This is a genomic window from Bradyrhizobium sp. AUGA SZCCT0182 (assembly GCF_018130185.1).
GTDB lineage: Bacteria > Pseudomonadota > Alphaproteobacteria > Rhizobiales > Xanthobacteraceae > Bradyrhizobium.
The window spans coordinates 69,730-83,881 of record NZ_JAFCLY010000006.1 but is presented as its reverse complement, the minus strand read 5'-3'; the positions used below and the strand labels follow the sequence as shown (position 1 = coordinate 83,881).

The window sequence follows — 14,152 nt, the reverse complement described above, 5'->3', positions numbered from 1 at the left end:
AGTGGGATGACGAATCGAAGAGAAGTCATCACGCTCTAGAGCACAGGGGTCAATGCACATTTTGCGGCGCGGCGAGGCCAGGCACTAGCTTGCCGGGAGAACAGAAATGACTTTTCAACGCATCATGATTGCTCTGGTGATCCTGCTCGCCGCCGGCCTTGGCGGGTCGTTCTACATGAATTGGAAGACGCAGACGCAGCTTCGAACGGTGAAAGCCTTCGTCGAGCAGGCGGTCTTTCCCGACGCGGTCGTAGCCTGCGAGAAAGCGCAGAGCTCGACGCCGTTCAAATGGAACGGCGGCAAACAGACCGCGGCGATCGGCCTGAATTCGGTCAAGCTCAACAAGGATACGATCATCGCGAGCTACACACTGGTCGCCGACAGCGTCTATTGCGACTACGATCCGATCAAGAAAAAAGCCGACATCGGTTCCAACTTCCTCGAGCGGGATTGAGACCGAAGCTCAGGCGTCAACAACCGGAGGCGACGACCGATGACCGCACGCGAGCGAGTGTTGGATACCCCCCGGCCGAACCAATACCGAATTCTGCGCGAAGCCGATCTGCGCGACTATCTCGCGCAGCTTCCCGCGATCGCAAGCCAGCTTGGCGGTGCGCCGGCCACCTGGTCGATCAGCGAGGTCGGCGACGGCAATCTCAACCTCGTCTTCATCGTGCGCGGCGGGGCTGGCAGCATCGCCGTCAAGCAGGCGCTGCCCTATGTGCGCCTGGTCGGCGAGAGCTGGCCGCTGCCGCTGTCGCGCTCGCACTACGAACATCTGGCGCTCACCCATCAGGCCCGGCTGGCGCCCGGGCTGGTGCCGGTGGTCCTCCACCACGATGAAGCGCTTGCGCTGATCGCGATGGAGTTTCTTGAGCCGCATATCATCATGCGCAAGGGATTGGTGGCCGGAACCACTTATCCGCGCTTCGTCGACGACATCACGAATTTTCTGGCGCGAACGCTGTTCTTCAGCTCCGATCTCGCGGTCCCCGCCGCGGAGAAGAAGGAAGGCATTGCCGCCTTTGCCGGCAATCATGCGCTGTGCAAGATTACCGAGGACCTGATCTTCACCGATCCATACCGCGTCGCCGAACAGAACCGCTGGACACAGCCCTGGCTGGATGCGACCGCGGCGCGCTTTCGCGGGGATCTCGACCTGCACGTCGCGATCTCCAGGCTCAAGCTGAAGTTCATGGCTTCGCCGGAAGCACTGATCCACGGCGACCTTCATACCGGCTCGATCATGGTGACGGATCGCGAGACGAAGGTGATCGATCCCGAATTCGCGTTCTATGGGCCGATGGCGTTCGATATCGGCGCCGTGATCGGCAATCTCCTCATGGCCTATCTCGCCTCCAGCGGTCACGAAACCTCGCCCGGCGACCGGCGCGCCTTCGAAGCGTGGCTGCTGCAGACGGTCGAGGGCGTGTGGACGGAATTCACGCGAAAATTCGTCGAGTTGTGGCGCACCGAAGCGAAGGGCGATGCCTATCCGGCATCGCTGTTTGCCGGCACTGATGGTGCGGCGCGCCTCGAGGCCGAACGGCAGGCCTATATGGCACAGCTGTTTGGCGACACCGTCGGGTTTGCCGCGGCCAAGATCATCCGCCGCATCCTCGGTCTCGCGCACAATATCGACTTCGAACTGATCGAGGATCCGAAGCTTCGCGCCGTCTGCGAGGCGCGAAGCCTGCGGCTGGCGCGTGCCATGATGGTGGAATCGTCCTCATTCCCCACGATCGGCGATGTGACGAAAGCGGCACGAGAAATGCGCGACTGGCGGCCGGATTTCGCTGGGTAAGGACGAGCGGCTGGCTAGGGCGTGGTCCACTTCCGCTTTCGGCGGATTGCGGACTTGCTGCTGGTTCGACCCGGTTGCGAATGACCCATAACAGACATACCTCCATAATGGCGGCGGCAGAACCAGATATCGCCCCCGTGGTGATAGCCGTGCGCTCATTGTGGTACAGTGCCGCAAGCCGTAGCCTGGAGAGCAGTCCATGGCACAGCAGCGGGTCGAACGCAGGCTTGCAGCGATCCTTGCCGCCGATGTGGCTGGTTACAGCCGACTCATGGGCTTGGACGAGGCAGGGACAGCGCGCCGCTTGCGTGACCATCTAGCGGCAATGCGGCCGATCGTCGGAAAGCACGACGGACGGATTTTCAAGACCATGGGCGACGGCGTGCTCATTGAGTTCCCATCGGTGGTGGCAGCGGTCGAATGCGCGATCAAAGTGCAGAAGCTAATGGCCCGACGCAACGCCAAGCTGATCGCGGAACAGCGCGTGCTATACCGCATCGGCATCAATCTCGGCGAGGTGCTGGTCGAGGGCGATGACATTCTGGGCGATGGTGTCAATATCGCAGCGCGACTCGAAGGAATTGCTGAACCCGGCGGAATCTGCTTGTCGCGTTCCGCATACGAACAGGTCAAGGGTAAGATCGCCGCCCAGTACGCTGATATGGGTGAGCAGCGTTTGAAAAACATCGCTGACCCGTTGCAGGTATTTCGGGTCAACGTCGGCTTGGCCGCTGCCGCGTCGGCTCCGCCAGCTCTGCCATTGCCGGACAGGCCGTCCATCGTGGTCCTGCCGTTCACGAACCTCAGTGACGATCCGGAGCGCGCGTACTTCGCGGACGGCGTCACCGAGGATCTCACCACGGCGCTGTCCCGGCTTCGCTGGCTCTTCGTCATCGCCCGCAACTCGGCCTTTGTCTACAAAGACAAAGCCGTCGATGTGAGGACAATCGCCCGCGATCTGGGCGTGCGCTACGTCCTGGAGGGCAGCGTACGCACGGCTGGCCAGCGCATCCGCATCACGGGCCAGCTCATCGATGGGGAGACGGCCAAGCACATCTGGGCGGAGAAATACGATCGTGAACTGCACGACATCTTCACGGTCCAGGACGAGATTACGGAAAACATCGTTGCCGCGATCGAGCCGCACCTCTACGCCCAGGAGGGCTATCGTGCCACCCGACAGCCGCCTGAAAGCGTCGATGTCTGGGGACTCGTGGTCCGCGCCATCGACCTCATTAACAAGTTTGGCCGCAAGCACAATGAAGAGGCGCAACGCTTGCTGCGCCGCGCCATAGAGATCGACCCGAACTATGCGCGAGCGCACGCCACGCTCAGCTGGGCGATCTGGTGGGCCACGCTCTACTATTACGTTGAAGACCGCTCCGAGGGCTACAGGCAGAGCGCCTTGCACGCCCAGGAGGCGCTGCGCCTCGACCAGGGCGAGCCGTGGGCCCACATGACCGTCGGCCTCAACTTGAGCACCTCCTGCCAACACCAGCGCGCGCTGGCCGAGCACCAGGCCGCCCTCAACCTCAATCCCAGCTTCGCGCTCGCGCGCACGGCTTATGGCTGGGCGTTGTTGCGGGCGGGTCGCTTCGATGATGCGATCGCCGAAACTGCAAAAGCGCTTCGCATGAGCCCATTGGATTCCTTTGCCGGCCTTTACACCACGATCCACGGTTTGGCGTTGCTCGCGGCGCGGCGCTTTGCGGAGGCGCTGCCACATGTCCGGGCATCGGTCGCCGCCGATGCCGAATTCGCCGGGCACTACAATGCGCTCATCAGCTGCTGCGGGCATCTCGGCCTGATCGAAGAGGCGGAGGAATTCACCGCCCGCCGCAACAAGGTCGGGCCACCGCTGAGGGTGGGCGTGCTGCGCAACAATCTGCGCGGCTTCGCCCATTGCGAGGTGTTCGCGGAGGGCTTGATCAAGGCCGGTATTCCCGAATAGGGGGCGTCCTTCAGGATATGATCGACAAAGATATCAGCTCGGCGAAAGCCCTCGGGCAGATCTATGAGTTCACGGCCTGGAATGCCGCCGTCATTCCACCGTCCGCTCCCGCAGCTTCTGCGCATAGACGTTGATCACCAGCGCCGCGAGCAGGATCAGGCCCCGGATCAGGATCTTCAGGAAGCTGTCGATGTTGACGTGGTCGAGGCCGTTGTTGAGGACGCCGAGCACGAACAGGCCGACAATGGTGTTGCCGATGCCGCCGCGGCCGCCGAACAGGCTCAGGATAAGCCGAACAAGAAGGACCCTCCGGTTCTAACCGTAACGGCCCGCTTCCAGCTACACCACAGCCCTTTGCCCCTGCGCGAAGGGGCTGAGTCCCAGCCATTGCTGCATCGATTTGGCGATCGAGCTATCGCCGGTGACCTTGATGCGGCCGGCCTCGACTTCGCTGTTGAGCTTGGCGACGCCCATCCACACCGCGGTCATGGAGCGCAGGGGGCAGCTGACATAGAGGTCGACGTCGTAGCCGGGATCGGTGAGGCAGAGGTCGACCTTCTCGCGATCGACCACCAGCCACCATGATTTCCGGTCGGGCCGCATCTCCGGATAGATGAAGTTGATGGTGGTGCGGCGGGGCGGCAGCGGCGTCGGCTGCAGGTTGCGCCGCATGTCCCACATCAACAGCCCGGGATCGAGATTCTTCAGCGACAGCGTCGACTCGACCCAGCGCTGCCCCCAGAAGCCGAGCGACATGACGATGCCGCGCAGATCTTCGCCCGCCTCGGTCAGCTTGTAGTCCACCACGCCGTGCTGACCGGTTGGCACCGGGACGATCACGCCGGCCTCTTCCAGCTCCTTCAGCCGCTTCGACAGCAGTGTCGGCGACATCCGCGGCACGCCGCGGCGCAGTTCGTTGAAGCGCGTGGTGCCGCAGAGCAATTCGCGCAGCACCAGCGCGGTCCAGCGGTTGCAGAAGATCTCTGACGCCATCGCCACCGGGCAGAACTGCCCGTAGCTTCCGCGTTCGCTTATGTCGGGCAACGGGAATCTCCTCATGCACGCGCGGGGGCAGTACAGATACTATACCGCTCTAGCCTGTCGGCTGTCACATGGAAGCGAATAATCCAGTGTTTACAGTGGGCTGTTTTGCTTGTGGGGCATCGCCGGCGCGGCAGTACACTTCCTGAACTGGAGGGATCTTGCGCCCGGGCCTAGTTTCCGGGGCATTAGACATCTCGCTTACCGGCGAATGTCCCAATGAATGGAGGGATCACCATGAGCAGCAACGCAGCACGCGCCGTCGATGCGACAACGCACCGCAGCCCCGTCGAGATCGCCCGCGAGCTCGGCCCCATCTTCGCCGAGCGCGCCGCCACCGCCACCGCCACCGACGAGGACCAGTTCGTCGCCGAGAATTTTGCCGCGCTGAAGGAAGCGGGCCTGGTCGAGGCCGGCGTGCCCACTGAGCTTGGCGGCGGCGGCGCCAGTATCGATGAGCTCGCCGAAATGCTGCGCATCCTCGGCCAGCATTGCGGCTCTACCGCGCTGGCGTTTTCCATGCACACCCATCAGGTCGCAATTCCCGCCTGGCGCTGGAAGGTGCAGAAGGCGGCGCCCGTCGAGCCCTTGCTCAAGCGCATCGCTGCCGAGCGCATCTTTTTGCTGTCGAGCGGCGGCAGCGACTGGATCGGCGGCTCCGGCAAGGCCGAGAAGGTCGACGGCGGCTATCGCATCACCGCGCGCAAGGTGTTTGCCTCCGGCTCACCAGCCGCGAACCTGTTCATGACCACCGCCGTGCTGGAGAGCGAAGGCGAACCGGCGCAGGTGTTGCACTTCGGTCTGCCGATGAACTCGCCGCAGGTGAAGGTGATGGACAACTGGCGCACGCTCGGCATGCGCGGCACCGGCTCCAACGACGTCATGATCGACGGCCATGTGGTGCCGGAGGCCGCCGTCGCGGTGAAGCGCAAGGCCGGCGAATGGCATCCGCTGTTCCAGATCATCGCAACCATCGCGTTCCCGCTGATCTATTCGGTCTATCTCGGCGTCGCCGAGAGCGCCCGCGACATCGCGGTTGGTGTCGCGAAAAAGAAGAAGGTCGACAACCACATGATCCAGCTCGCCGGCCGCATGGACACCGAACTGGCTGGTGCGCGCCTTGCCCGCGAACACATGCTGGCGGCGGTGCGGCTCGATGCGCCTTCGGCCGAGACCATCAATCAGGTGATGACGGGCCGCACGCTCGTCGCGCGCCACGCCATTGCCACCGTGGAGCTTGCGATGGAGCTCGCCGGCGGCGCCGGCTTCTACCGTGCCACCGGACTGGAGCGCCGCTTCCGCGACATCCAGGCCGCCCGCTACCACCCGCTGCAGGCCGGCCCGCAGGCGCAATATGCCGGCTCGATGGCGCTCGGCCTGCCGGTGGACAAGGTGTTCTAACGACTCTCTTCCCGAGAGAAGCGGTTGAGGGGTCTGTCTCCGAGCGAGGCAGGCCCCTCAATCGTTCGCGATTCTTCTCTCCCGCGCACAGGAGAGACGCATTGTCGCAACCCGCGTGTTGATTTGGGTTCACGGCCTGGAATGCACCTTTCCCGCAGCCGTTGCGCATAGACGTTGATCACCAGCGCCGCGAGCAGGATTCGGTGGGTAAAGGCTAGCGGCTGGCCAAGCGTAATCTACTTCCGCTTTCGGCGGATTGCGGACTTGGCCAGACTTGCGCAGCCAGCGGGCGGTATGGACTAGCGACGCCCTGATCGCTTGAGTTCTGCGACCTGAGGCTTCTCCCCGGCCAACTTCCCTCCGGCGAGCAGGCTGCTGCAATACCACCATGCGCCAGCGTTGCTCCCACCCAAAAACAGTCTGCTGTTCTGGCACTCAGCATAGGTTTTGTAGTTGTGTACGTTTCTGCACGTTGGCGAAAAAGGAGGCGGAACCCCCCCCGACACCGAGCATCCATTCCAGGGTTGGTTGCCGTACTTGAAACTTGTTTGGCAACCATCGTTGCAATTGTTGGAGATTTTCTCGAACGCGGCAAGCTTCTCCATGGTTGTACCTGGCCCCGCCAGTATGGCACCTGGCGAAGTCGATCGTATTGCCGCGGCTGGCGATCTCCGGGGAGATGCAACCGTGTGTGCCACCCGAGCGGGCCTTTGTGACCTTACCGCCGGCCGAAGCGGCCTTGCCACCTGCTTCGGCGCGTCGACCGTGACGGCAGGAAGCGGGGTGGTTGAGCCCGTTGCGGTTTGCGACATTGCCGTACCGCTCAGGCCGCACAACAATGCCGTTGACAGGATCGCGACAGCTGAGGGTGCAAATAGGCTTGACGACATTCTCATGAGACGTTCTCCCAAATCCGGACATTAATGCCGTCCCAGGACGGCGCGGGCGCGCTCAATTTGGCCTCGGCGGGCAAGGCGAGCATGTCCTTGTCCAGGTTCATCGACACCGCCTCCAAAAAAGACGAGAAGCCCCAACTGGAAGTGTCCGATGTGTCTCGCGAATTTCCGTTTGTGCCCATTTTGAAATTTTCCATGTCAGGCCGGCGGGTCGATACATTACGTTACAAAATAGGATGTCGCTTGCCTCGCCGGTTGGGTACTATGGCGTGTATGGGCAATTCGGACCACATTCTCGTCGTCGACGATGACTTGGGTTTGCGCGAACTGCTGGACCGATATTTTGTCGGCAACGGCTATCGGGTCACTACGGTGGCCAACGGCCGGCAGATGCGCGAGGTTCTCGCAAACCACCGGGTCAATCTGATCGTGCTTGACCTCATGCTGCCCGGGGACGACGGCCTCACGCTCTGTCGCAACTTGCGCGCAAATCAACCCTATGACATTCCGATCCTGATGCTGACGGCGCGCGGCGATGAAGCAGACCGTATCGTCGGCCTTGAGATGGGGGCGGACGACTATCTCACGAAGCCGTTTGCCCCGCGCGAGCTGCTCGCACGAATCCGCTCGGTTTTGCGCAGGGCCGAGATGCTGCCCCGCAACCTTGCGGCATCGGAAAAAGCCCGCCTCTTTCGCTTCGGCGAATGGAAGCTCGATACGACCGGGCGTTTCCTGGTCGACTCCAACGAAACCGTGGTCTCGTTGAGTGGCGCCGAATACCGATTGTTGCGCGTGTTTCTCGATCACCCTCAACATGTCCTCAATCGCGATCAGCTGCTCGACCTGACGCAAGGCCGTGAGACCGAAGTCTACGATCGGTCAATCGACCTTCTTGTCAGCCGCCTTCGCCAGCGATTGCGCGACGACGCCCGGGAGCCGTCCTACATCAAGACGGTGCGTAGCGAAGGCTACGTCTTTGCAGTCTCCGTCGAGGCATTGCCGGAGCGGTCATGAGCGCCCGTTTTCGGCGTATGGCGGCGCGTCTTTGGCCGGGCTCCCTGTTCGGCCGGCTGGCGATGATTCTGTTTTCCGGCCTTGTAGCTGCACATGTGCTGGCCTTCGTTTTGATTGTCCTCGACCACATGGCTATCGAAGACGAACTGGGGAATAAATTTGCTGCCGTGGACGTCGCGGACTCGGTCGCTATCCTGGACTACGTCAAGCCTGAAGAAAGACCCGCTTGGCTCGACCGCATCTCTCGACTGCACTATCGATACGTTCTCAGAGATGGGGGAGAGCTGGAAGCGGAGCCACCCAAACGACGGCAAGCAAACATCGCGCGTTTGCGGGCCCTGCTGGGGCCCGCCTACGAGGCGAATTTTGTCTACCTCGATCCACCGACGCGATCGCGACGGGGCATACTCATGCATCTGAAGGACGGTAGCCCGCTGACGCTCGAGATCTTCGGGCAGGGGGCAACCATTTCGCCATGGTTGCCGGCGGCGCTCGCCGTTCAACTCTGTATTATCGCATTCTTCGTCTGGCTTGCCGTAAAGCTCGCGACGCAACCGCTGGCGCGCCTGGAGCACGCGGCCAACAGCCTGGGTTCGGATTTGCGCGGTGAGCCGCTCCCGGAGGATGGTCCGAAGGAAGTGGCGCGCGCGGCTACCGCGTTCAACGCCATGCAGCGCCGCATTGCCGAGCAGGTCGCGGAACGGATCCAGATTCTGGCGGCGATCTCGCACGATCTTCAGACTCCGATCACGCGCATGCGGCTGCGCGCTGATTTCCTGGGTGACAGCGACGCCAAGGAAAAGCTGCAGGGCGACCTGCAGGAAATGCAGACGCTCGTCAAACAGGGCCTTGCCCTGGCGCGGGAGTACGACGACATTGGCCCCGGGGCCACCGCGCATGTCGCCGTCGAAGCATTGCGGGAGCCGTCATGAGCGCCCGTTTTCGGCGTACGGCGGCGCGTCTTTGGCCGGACTCACTGTTCCGCCGGCTGGCGATCATCCTGTTCGGCGGTCTCCTGGCTACACATGTGCTGTCCTTTGGTCTGGTTGCCTTTAATGTCTTCGGCCTCAGCCGCGAGATAGGGGATGACTATTTCATCAGGTACATCGCGACCACGGTCGCTATCCTCGACCGGGTCAAGACCGAAGAACGGTCCGCCTGGCTCGAACGTCTCAGTCGACCTACATATCGGTACGTTCTCGGAGGTGGGGGAGAGATAGAAGCGGCGCCATCCAAACGACGACAAGAGCGCCTGGCGCGTTTGAGGGCCATGCTAGGGGCCGGCCACGACGCGAAATCTATCTTCTACCTCGATCCACTGAATCGACGGCGGCTGGGCTGGCTCGTTCACCTGAAGGACGGCAGCCCGTTGATGGTCGAATTCGTCGCACAGAGGACGGTGATTTCGCCCTGGTTGCCGACGGCGTTCGCCGTTCAACTCTTTGCTCTCGCGTTCCTCACCTGGATTGCCGTGAAGCTCGCGACACAACCGCTGGTGCGCCTCGAGCGCGCGGCCAACAGCCTGGGTTCGGATCTGCGCGGCGAGTTGCTCCCGGAGGATGGTCCGAAGGAAGTGGCGCGCGCCGCTACCGCATTCAACGCCATGCAGCGACGCATTGCCGGGCAGGCTGTGGAGCGGATCCAGATTCTGGCGGGGATAGCGCGCCGTCTTCAGACTCCGATCACGCGCATGCGGCTGCGCGCTGATTTCCTGGGTGACAGCGACGCCAAGGAAAGGCTGCAGGGCGACCTGCAGGAAATGCAGACGCTCGTCAAGCAGGGTCTTGCCCTGGCCCGCGGACGCGACGAGCTCAGCAAGCAGCGGTGTCAGACCGACCTGCATGCCCTTATCGACAGCCTCGTCTGCGACTATTCCGACGCCGGAAAATCTCTTCGCTTTTCCGGAGAACGCGGGGTGACGATTCTCACGCACCCGCAGGCCTTGCGCCGCATCATGATCAACCTGATCGATAACGGCCTGAAATTCGGCGAGGATGTCGAAGTCGCCATCGATGCGCAGCGGTCGAACGGCATCACGATCACCGTATCGGACCGGGGCCCCGGTATTCCCGACGAGCATCTGAAGTCGGTATTCTTGCCGTTTTATCGGGTCGAGGCTTCGCGCAATCGCGAAACCGGCGGCACCGGGCTTGGCCTTGCCATCGCCCAGCAACTTACCAGCGCGCTTCTCGGGACGCTCACGCTCGCCAATCGTGATGGCGGCGGATTGGAAGCGCGCCTCGAATTTTTGCGCTGACAATACGATGACTTTGACGCGGATGATTTCGTGGCGAGATGACCGACCCGTCGCGTCCACGGGACGCATTGCGGACTCTGGCAAGAAGTCCGCCCTCGGCAGATTTATGGGTTCGCGGCCTGGAACGCTGCCTTCAATCAACCGACCTTTCCCGCAGCCGCTGCGCATAGACGTTGATCACCAGCGCTGCGAGCAGGATCAGGCCGCGGATCAGGATCTTCAGAAAACTGTCGATGTTGACGTGGTCGAGGCCGTTGTTGAGGACGCCGAGCACGAACAGGCCGACGATGGTGTTGCCGATGCCGCCGCGGCCGCCGAACAGGCTGGTGCCGCCGACCACGACGGCGGCGATCGAGTCGAGCAGGTAGGTGTCGAACTCGTTCTGCTGCGCGCTGCCGAAATGGGCGACGCCGAGCATGCCGCCGATGCCCGAGCAGACCGCCGCGATCACCATCACGCTGCCGAGGATGAGCTTGACGTTGAGCCCGGAATATTCCGCCGCCTCGCGGTTGCCGCCGACCATGTAAACGTAGCGGCCGAAGCGGGTGTAGGTCAGCACCAGGTGGCCGGCGAGCAACATCAGCGCGGCCACGATCACGATGCAGGGGATACCGCCGATCGATCCCGATCCGAGCGTCGTGATCACGTCGGGCACCTTGTAGGCGATCTGGCCGCGCACCAGCAGCGCGGAAATGCCCGCGGCGATCTGCATCATCGCCAGCGTCATGATGAAGGAGGGGATGCCGATCACGGTGAGGCCGAAAGCGTTGACGACGCCGAGCAGGGCGCAGAGCGCGAGCGCCAGCATGACCGCGGCCCAGCCGGGCATCGGCACGTTGGCGATGTTGACGTAGGATTCCTGCAGCGTGAAATAAGCGACCGCGATGCCGGTGACGTTGGCGATGCTGGCGATCGACAGGTCGATCTCGGCGCACAGGATCACGAAGGTGAGGCCGACGGCGATGATGCCGGTCACCGACACCTGGGTCAGGATGTTGCCGAAATTGTCGAGCGTCGCAAACGACGGGCTGGCGGCGGCAAAGAAGCCGGTAAGGCAGATCAGCGTTAGGAACGGCGCGATGTTGCGCATCTGCGAGCGCAGGAACCTGCCAATGCTGCGCGGCCGCTTGCGATCCGCCGGGACTGTCGCGCTGTCACTGCTCGCCATTCAAAGTTCTCCTCAAGCCGCTTGCAGCAGGCGGTCCTTGCTGACCATCTCGTGAGTGAATTCGCGCACGACTACGCCGCGCTTGAGGACGATGATGCGGTCGGCCAGCGACAGCACCGTCTCCGGTTCGGTCGAAAGCACGATCACGGCCAGTCCCTTGGCGCGCAGATCTCTGACGATGTTGATGACGTCGTTCTTGGCGCCGACGTCCATGCCCCGCGTCGGCTCGCACAGCACGAGCAGGCGCGGCGGATAGCTCAGCCATTTCGCCAGCGCCACCTTCTGCTGATTGCCGCCGGACAGCATGCCGAGTTCGAGTTCGACGGCGGCGGGCCTGATCTGCAACTGTTCGACCTGGCGCGCAGCGATCGAGCGCTCGCGTGCGGGCTTGAGCAACAGGGCAGAGATCCGGCCCAGCACGCTGATCGAGATGTTCTTGTAGACCGGCTCCTGGTGGAACAGCATGGCGCGGCGGCTCTCGGGAACAAAGGCGACGCCGGCGCGCCGCGCCGCCGCGGTGCTGGCGAAGGTCTTGGGCTCGCCGCCCACGATCAGCGTGCCGCGGTCGGGCTTGATCTTGCCGAACAGGATTCGCGCCAGCTCGAGCTGCCCGCAGCCCATGAAGCCGTAGATGCCCAAAACTTCGCCGCCGCGGGCCTCGAACGAAACGTCCTGCAGGCTGCGGGCGAGCGTGAGCTCGTCCGCCTTCAGCACCGCCGGACGATCGGTTGGCGGCGGCAGCATGATGTCGTCGGTATAGGTCTCGCCCAGCGCCTCGCTGCCCTTGCCGATCATGGCTTCGATCAACGCGGCCTTGCTGGTCGCGGCGGATTCCGTCTCGGCGACTTTCCGCCCGTTGCGGAACACCGTCACCGTATCGGAGACGCGCAGGATGTCCTCGATGAAATGCGAGATGAAGACGATGGCGCAACCCTCGTCGCGCAGCCGCCGCAGCGTCGCGAACAGGCGCTCGACCTCAGGCGGCGAGAGGGCGGAGGTCGGCTCGTCGAGAATGACAATGCGGGCGCCCGAGAACAGGACGCGGGCGATCTCGATCAACTGCTGCATGCCGATCGGCAGGTCGCCGAGCCGCGACATTGGATCGACGTCGATGCCAAATTTGGCGAGCTGCTCGCCGGCCTCGCGCGCCATGCGCCGCCACTGTACGAGGCCGTAGCGGTTGGTCGGCTGGGTGCCGAGAAAGACGTTTTCGGCCACCGACAGATCAGGGGCGACGCTCAGCTCCTGATGGACCATGGCGATGCCGGCCGCATGCGCGTCGCGGGTCGAACGGAAACGGGTGTCCTTCCCATCCAGTGCAATATGGCCGGAGAATTCCGCGTGCACGCCGGCGATGATCTTCATCAGCGTGCTTTTTCCCGCGCCGTTTTCGCCGACGAGACCATGGATCTCGCCGGCGAACAGCGCAAAATCGACCCCGCGAAGCGCCTCGACGCCGCCGAAGGCTTTGGTGATCCCTCGCAGTTCGAGGATGGGTGCGCGTTGCGGAATCATCAGGCTTCAGATCAGGAAATGATTCTCCATCCACTGCATGCCCGCGGCGTTGGCCTTGGTCACGACCGGGCCGTCCGTTATCACGTGCTTCGGAATGCCCTGACCGCTCTTCTCGCCCCCGGTCACCGCGGCGACGCCCGCGACGATGGCGCCGCCATGGATACGGCATGAAGGATTGCGGACGGTGGCGAACATCCGGCCTTCGCTGACGGCCTGGATCGCCGGCGGCATGGCATCGACGCCGCCGATCAGGATGTTGGTGCGGTTGCGCGCCTTCATGATGTTGTAGGCGGCGAGCGCCATGTCGTCATTGTGGAAGAAGGCGGCGTCGATCTGCGGGTATTTTGTCAGATAGGTCTCCCACAGACGCGCGGCCTTGGTGACGTCCCAATCGGCGGGCTGGGTATCGAGCACCTCGATGTTCGGGAATTGCTTGACGACCGTATTGAAGCCCTTGGCGCGGCCTTGCGCGCCGGTGTGGCCGAGGGCGCCTTGGGTCATGATGATCTTGCCCTTGCCGCCCATGGCATTGCAGAGCGCCTGCGTCACCGAAGCGCCCATAAATTCATTGTCGGGGGCGAGGAAGGAGTGGACGTTGATCTGGTCGAGCGGTGCGATCAGCGTGTCCATGTCGATGACCGGGGTGCCGGCGCTGATCATCTTCTGCACCGGCTGGGTCAGGGTGCCGATGCCGAACGCCTGGATGGCGACGAAATCCCATTTTTGCGACGCCATGTTGTCGATCGCGGCGCGCTGCTTGACGGCGTCGAGCTGGCCGTCGAACCAGGTGACCTCGACGTTGAACAGCTTGCCCCACCATTCCGCGGCCTGCTTGCCCTGCGCGCACCAGGTGGCCTGCAGGCCGGCGTTGGAGAACGCGGCCTTCAGCGGTTTTTCGGAACGTGCGGCCTGCGCGAGCGCCGGGCTCACGCCCAAACCGCCGAACAGCGCAGTCGCTGCGCCGGCGAACGCCGCCGACTGAAGAAGATCACGCCTGGTCGTAGAGGATTTGTCCGTCCCTGACATTGCTTGCTCCCTCGCTTTCATTTTTATGACCGAGGGCGTTGCACGCACCGCGGATGCCCGCAGTGTCTCACACTCGTCG

Annotated in this window: 12 protein-coding genes; 7 read left to right on the top strand and 5 right to left on the bottom strand. The window is 63.1% G+C overall.

Annotated elements, in window-relative coordinates:
• Nucleotides 1-106: 106 nt before the first annotated feature.
• The 3 genes from JQ611_RS09070 to JQ611_RS09060 all read left to right on the top strand — a co-directional run bounded on the left by JQ611_RS09070 (nucleotide 107) and on the right by JQ611_RS09060 (nucleotide 3,755).
• Complete coding sequence (locus tag JQ611_RS09070) at nucleotides 107-454, top strand: hypothetical protein (protein ID WP_212263532.1); 348 nt, start codon at nucleotides 107-109, stop codon at nucleotides 452-454.
• Nucleotides 455-493: 39 nt separating this feature from the next.
• Nucleotides 494-1,804 carry an S-methyl-5-thioribose kinase gene (mtnK, locus tag JQ611_RS09065; RefSeq protein ID WP_212465261.1) on the top strand — a complete coding sequence of 437 codons (1,311 nt, stop codon included), beginning with the start codon at nucleotides 494-496 and terminating at the stop codon, nucleotides 1,802-1,804.
• A gap of 199 nt (nucleotides 1,805-2,003) precedes the next feature.
• Nucleotides 2,004-3,755, top strand: a complete 1,752-nt coding sequence (locus JQ611_RS09060) for an adenylate/guanylate cyclase domain-containing protein (RefSeq protein WP_212465260.1) — start codon at nucleotides 2,004-2,006, stop codon at nucleotides 3,753-3,755.
• A gap of 90 nt (nucleotides 3,756-3,845) precedes the next feature.
• On the opposite strand, the gene JQ611_RS09055 is transcribed toward JQ611_RS09060, so the two are convergent.
• The gene (locus tag JQ611_RS09055) at nucleotides 3,846-3,986 is read right to left on the bottom strand and encodes a hypothetical protein (RefSeq protein WP_283814721.1); all 141 of its coding nucleotides are present in this window, start codon (nucleotides 3,984-3,986) and stop codon (nucleotides 3,846-3,848) included.
• A gap of 108 nt (nucleotides 3,987-4,094) precedes the next feature.
• Nucleotides 4,095-4,748, bottom strand: coding sequence for a winged helix-turn-helix transcriptional regulator (locus JQ611_RS09050; RefSeq protein WP_249133054.1), 654 nt, complete (start codon nucleotides 4,746-4,748; stop codon nucleotides 4,095-4,097).
• A 285-nt stretch (nucleotides 4,749-5,033) separates the two neighbouring features.
• Here JQ611_RS09050 and JQ611_RS09045 point away from each other — a divergent pair, with 285 nt between their 5' ends.
• From JQ611_RS09045 to JQ611_RS09030, 4 genes are all read left to right on the top strand, one after another.
• Nucleotides 5,034-6,197, top strand: coding sequence for an acyl-CoA dehydrogenase family protein (locus tag JQ611_RS09045; protein WP_212388916.1), 1,164 nt, complete (start codon nucleotides 5,034-5,036; stop codon nucleotides 6,195-6,197).
• Nucleotides 6,198-7,366: 1,169 nt separating this feature from the next.
• Nucleotides 7,367-8,107 (top strand): response regulator, encoded by a 741-nt coding sequence (locus tag JQ611_RS09040; protein WP_212389024.1) that lies wholly within the window; start codon nucleotides 7,367-7,369, stop codon nucleotides 8,105-8,107.
• Entirely contained in the window at nucleotides 8,104-9,039 is a 936-nt protein-coding gene (locus JQ611_RS09035) for a HAMP domain-containing protein (protein WP_212388915.1), read from the top strand. The genes JQ611_RS09040 and JQ611_RS09035 overlap by 4 nt, the downstream gene beginning before the upstream one ends.
• On the top strand, nucleotides 9,036-10,364 hold the full coding sequence (locus tag JQ611_RS09030) for an ATP-binding protein (RefSeq protein WP_212388914.1): 1,329 nt from the start codon (nucleotides 9,036-9,038) through the stop codon (nucleotides 10,362-10,364). Before JQ611_RS09035 ends, JQ611_RS09030 begins: the two co-directional genes overlap by 4 nt.
• 133 nt (nucleotides 10,365-10,497) lie before the next feature.
• Here the strand turns inward: JQ611_RS09030 and JQ611_RS09025 are convergent, their stop codons facing one another.
• The 3 genes from JQ611_RS09025 to JQ611_RS09015 are packed head-to-tail and all read right to left on the bottom strand — an operon-like array spanning nucleotide 10,498 to nucleotide 14,073.
• Nucleotides 10,498-11,532: an ABC transporter permease gene (locus JQ611_RS09025; protein ID WP_212465259.1), complete on the bottom strand. Its 1,035-nt coding sequence runs from the start codon at nucleotides 11,530-11,532 to the stop codon at nucleotides 10,498-10,500.
• A gap of 12 nt (nucleotides 11,533-11,544) precedes the next feature.
• On the bottom strand, nucleotides 11,545-13,047 hold the full coding sequence (locus tag JQ611_RS09020; protein ID WP_212465258.1) for a sugar ABC transporter ATP-binding protein: 1,503 nt from the start codon (nucleotides 13,045-13,047) through the stop codon (nucleotides 11,545-11,547).
• 6 nt (nucleotides 13,048-13,053) lie between these two features.
• A complete protein-coding gene (locus JQ611_RS09015) occupies nucleotides 13,054-14,073 on the bottom strand; it encodes a sugar ABC transporter substrate-binding protein (RefSeq protein ID WP_212262426.1) in 1,020 nt (339 codons plus the stop codon).
• Nucleotides 14,074-14,152 lie beyond the last annotated feature (79 nt).

Excerpts from the sequence above, each read along its gene's own strand:
- JQ611_RS09030 (WP_212388914.1), top strand. The coding sequence starts at position 9,036 with ATGAGCGCCCGTTTTCGGCGTACGGCGGCGCGTCTTTGGCCGGACTCA.
- mtnK (WP_212465261.1), top strand. The coding sequence starts at position 494 with ATGACCGCACGCGAGCGAGTGTTGGATACCCCCCGGCCGAACCAATAC.
- JQ611_RS09015 (WP_212262426.1), bottom strand. The coding sequence starts at position 14,073 with ATGTCAGGGACGGACAAATCCTCTACGACCAGGCGTGATCTTCTTCAG.
- JQ611_RS09040 (WP_212389024.1), top strand. The coding sequence starts at position 7,367 with ATGGGCAATTCGGACCACATTCTCGTCGTCGACGATGACTTGGGTTTG.
- JQ611_RS09025 (WP_212465259.1), bottom strand. The coding sequence starts at position 11,532 with ATGGCGAGCAGTGACAGCGCGACAGTCCCGGCGGATCGCAAGCGGCCG.
- JQ611_RS09020 (WP_212465258.1), bottom strand. The coding sequence starts at position 13,047 with ATGATTCCGCAACGCGCACCCATCCTCGAACTGCGAGGGATCACCAAA.
- JQ611_RS09060 (WP_212465260.1), top strand. The coding sequence starts at position 2,004 with ATGGCACAGCAGCGGGTCGAACGCAGGCTTGCAGCGATCCTTGCCGCC.
- JQ611_RS09045 (WP_212388916.1), top strand. The coding sequence starts at position 5,034 with ATGAGCAGCAACGCAGCACGCGCCGTCGATGCGACAACGCACCGCAGC.
- JQ611_RS09050 (WP_249133054.1), bottom strand. The coding sequence starts at position 4,748 with ATGGCGTCAGAGATCTTCTGCAACCGCTGGACCGCGCTGGTGCTGCGC.
- JQ611_RS09070 (WP_212263532.1), top strand. The coding sequence starts at position 107 with ATGACTTTTCAACGCATCATGATTGCTCTGGTGATCCTGCTCGCCGCC.
- JQ611_RS09035 (WP_212388915.1), top strand. The coding sequence starts at position 8,104 with ATGAGCGCCCGTTTTCGGCGTATGGCGGCGCGTCTTTGGCCGGGCTCC.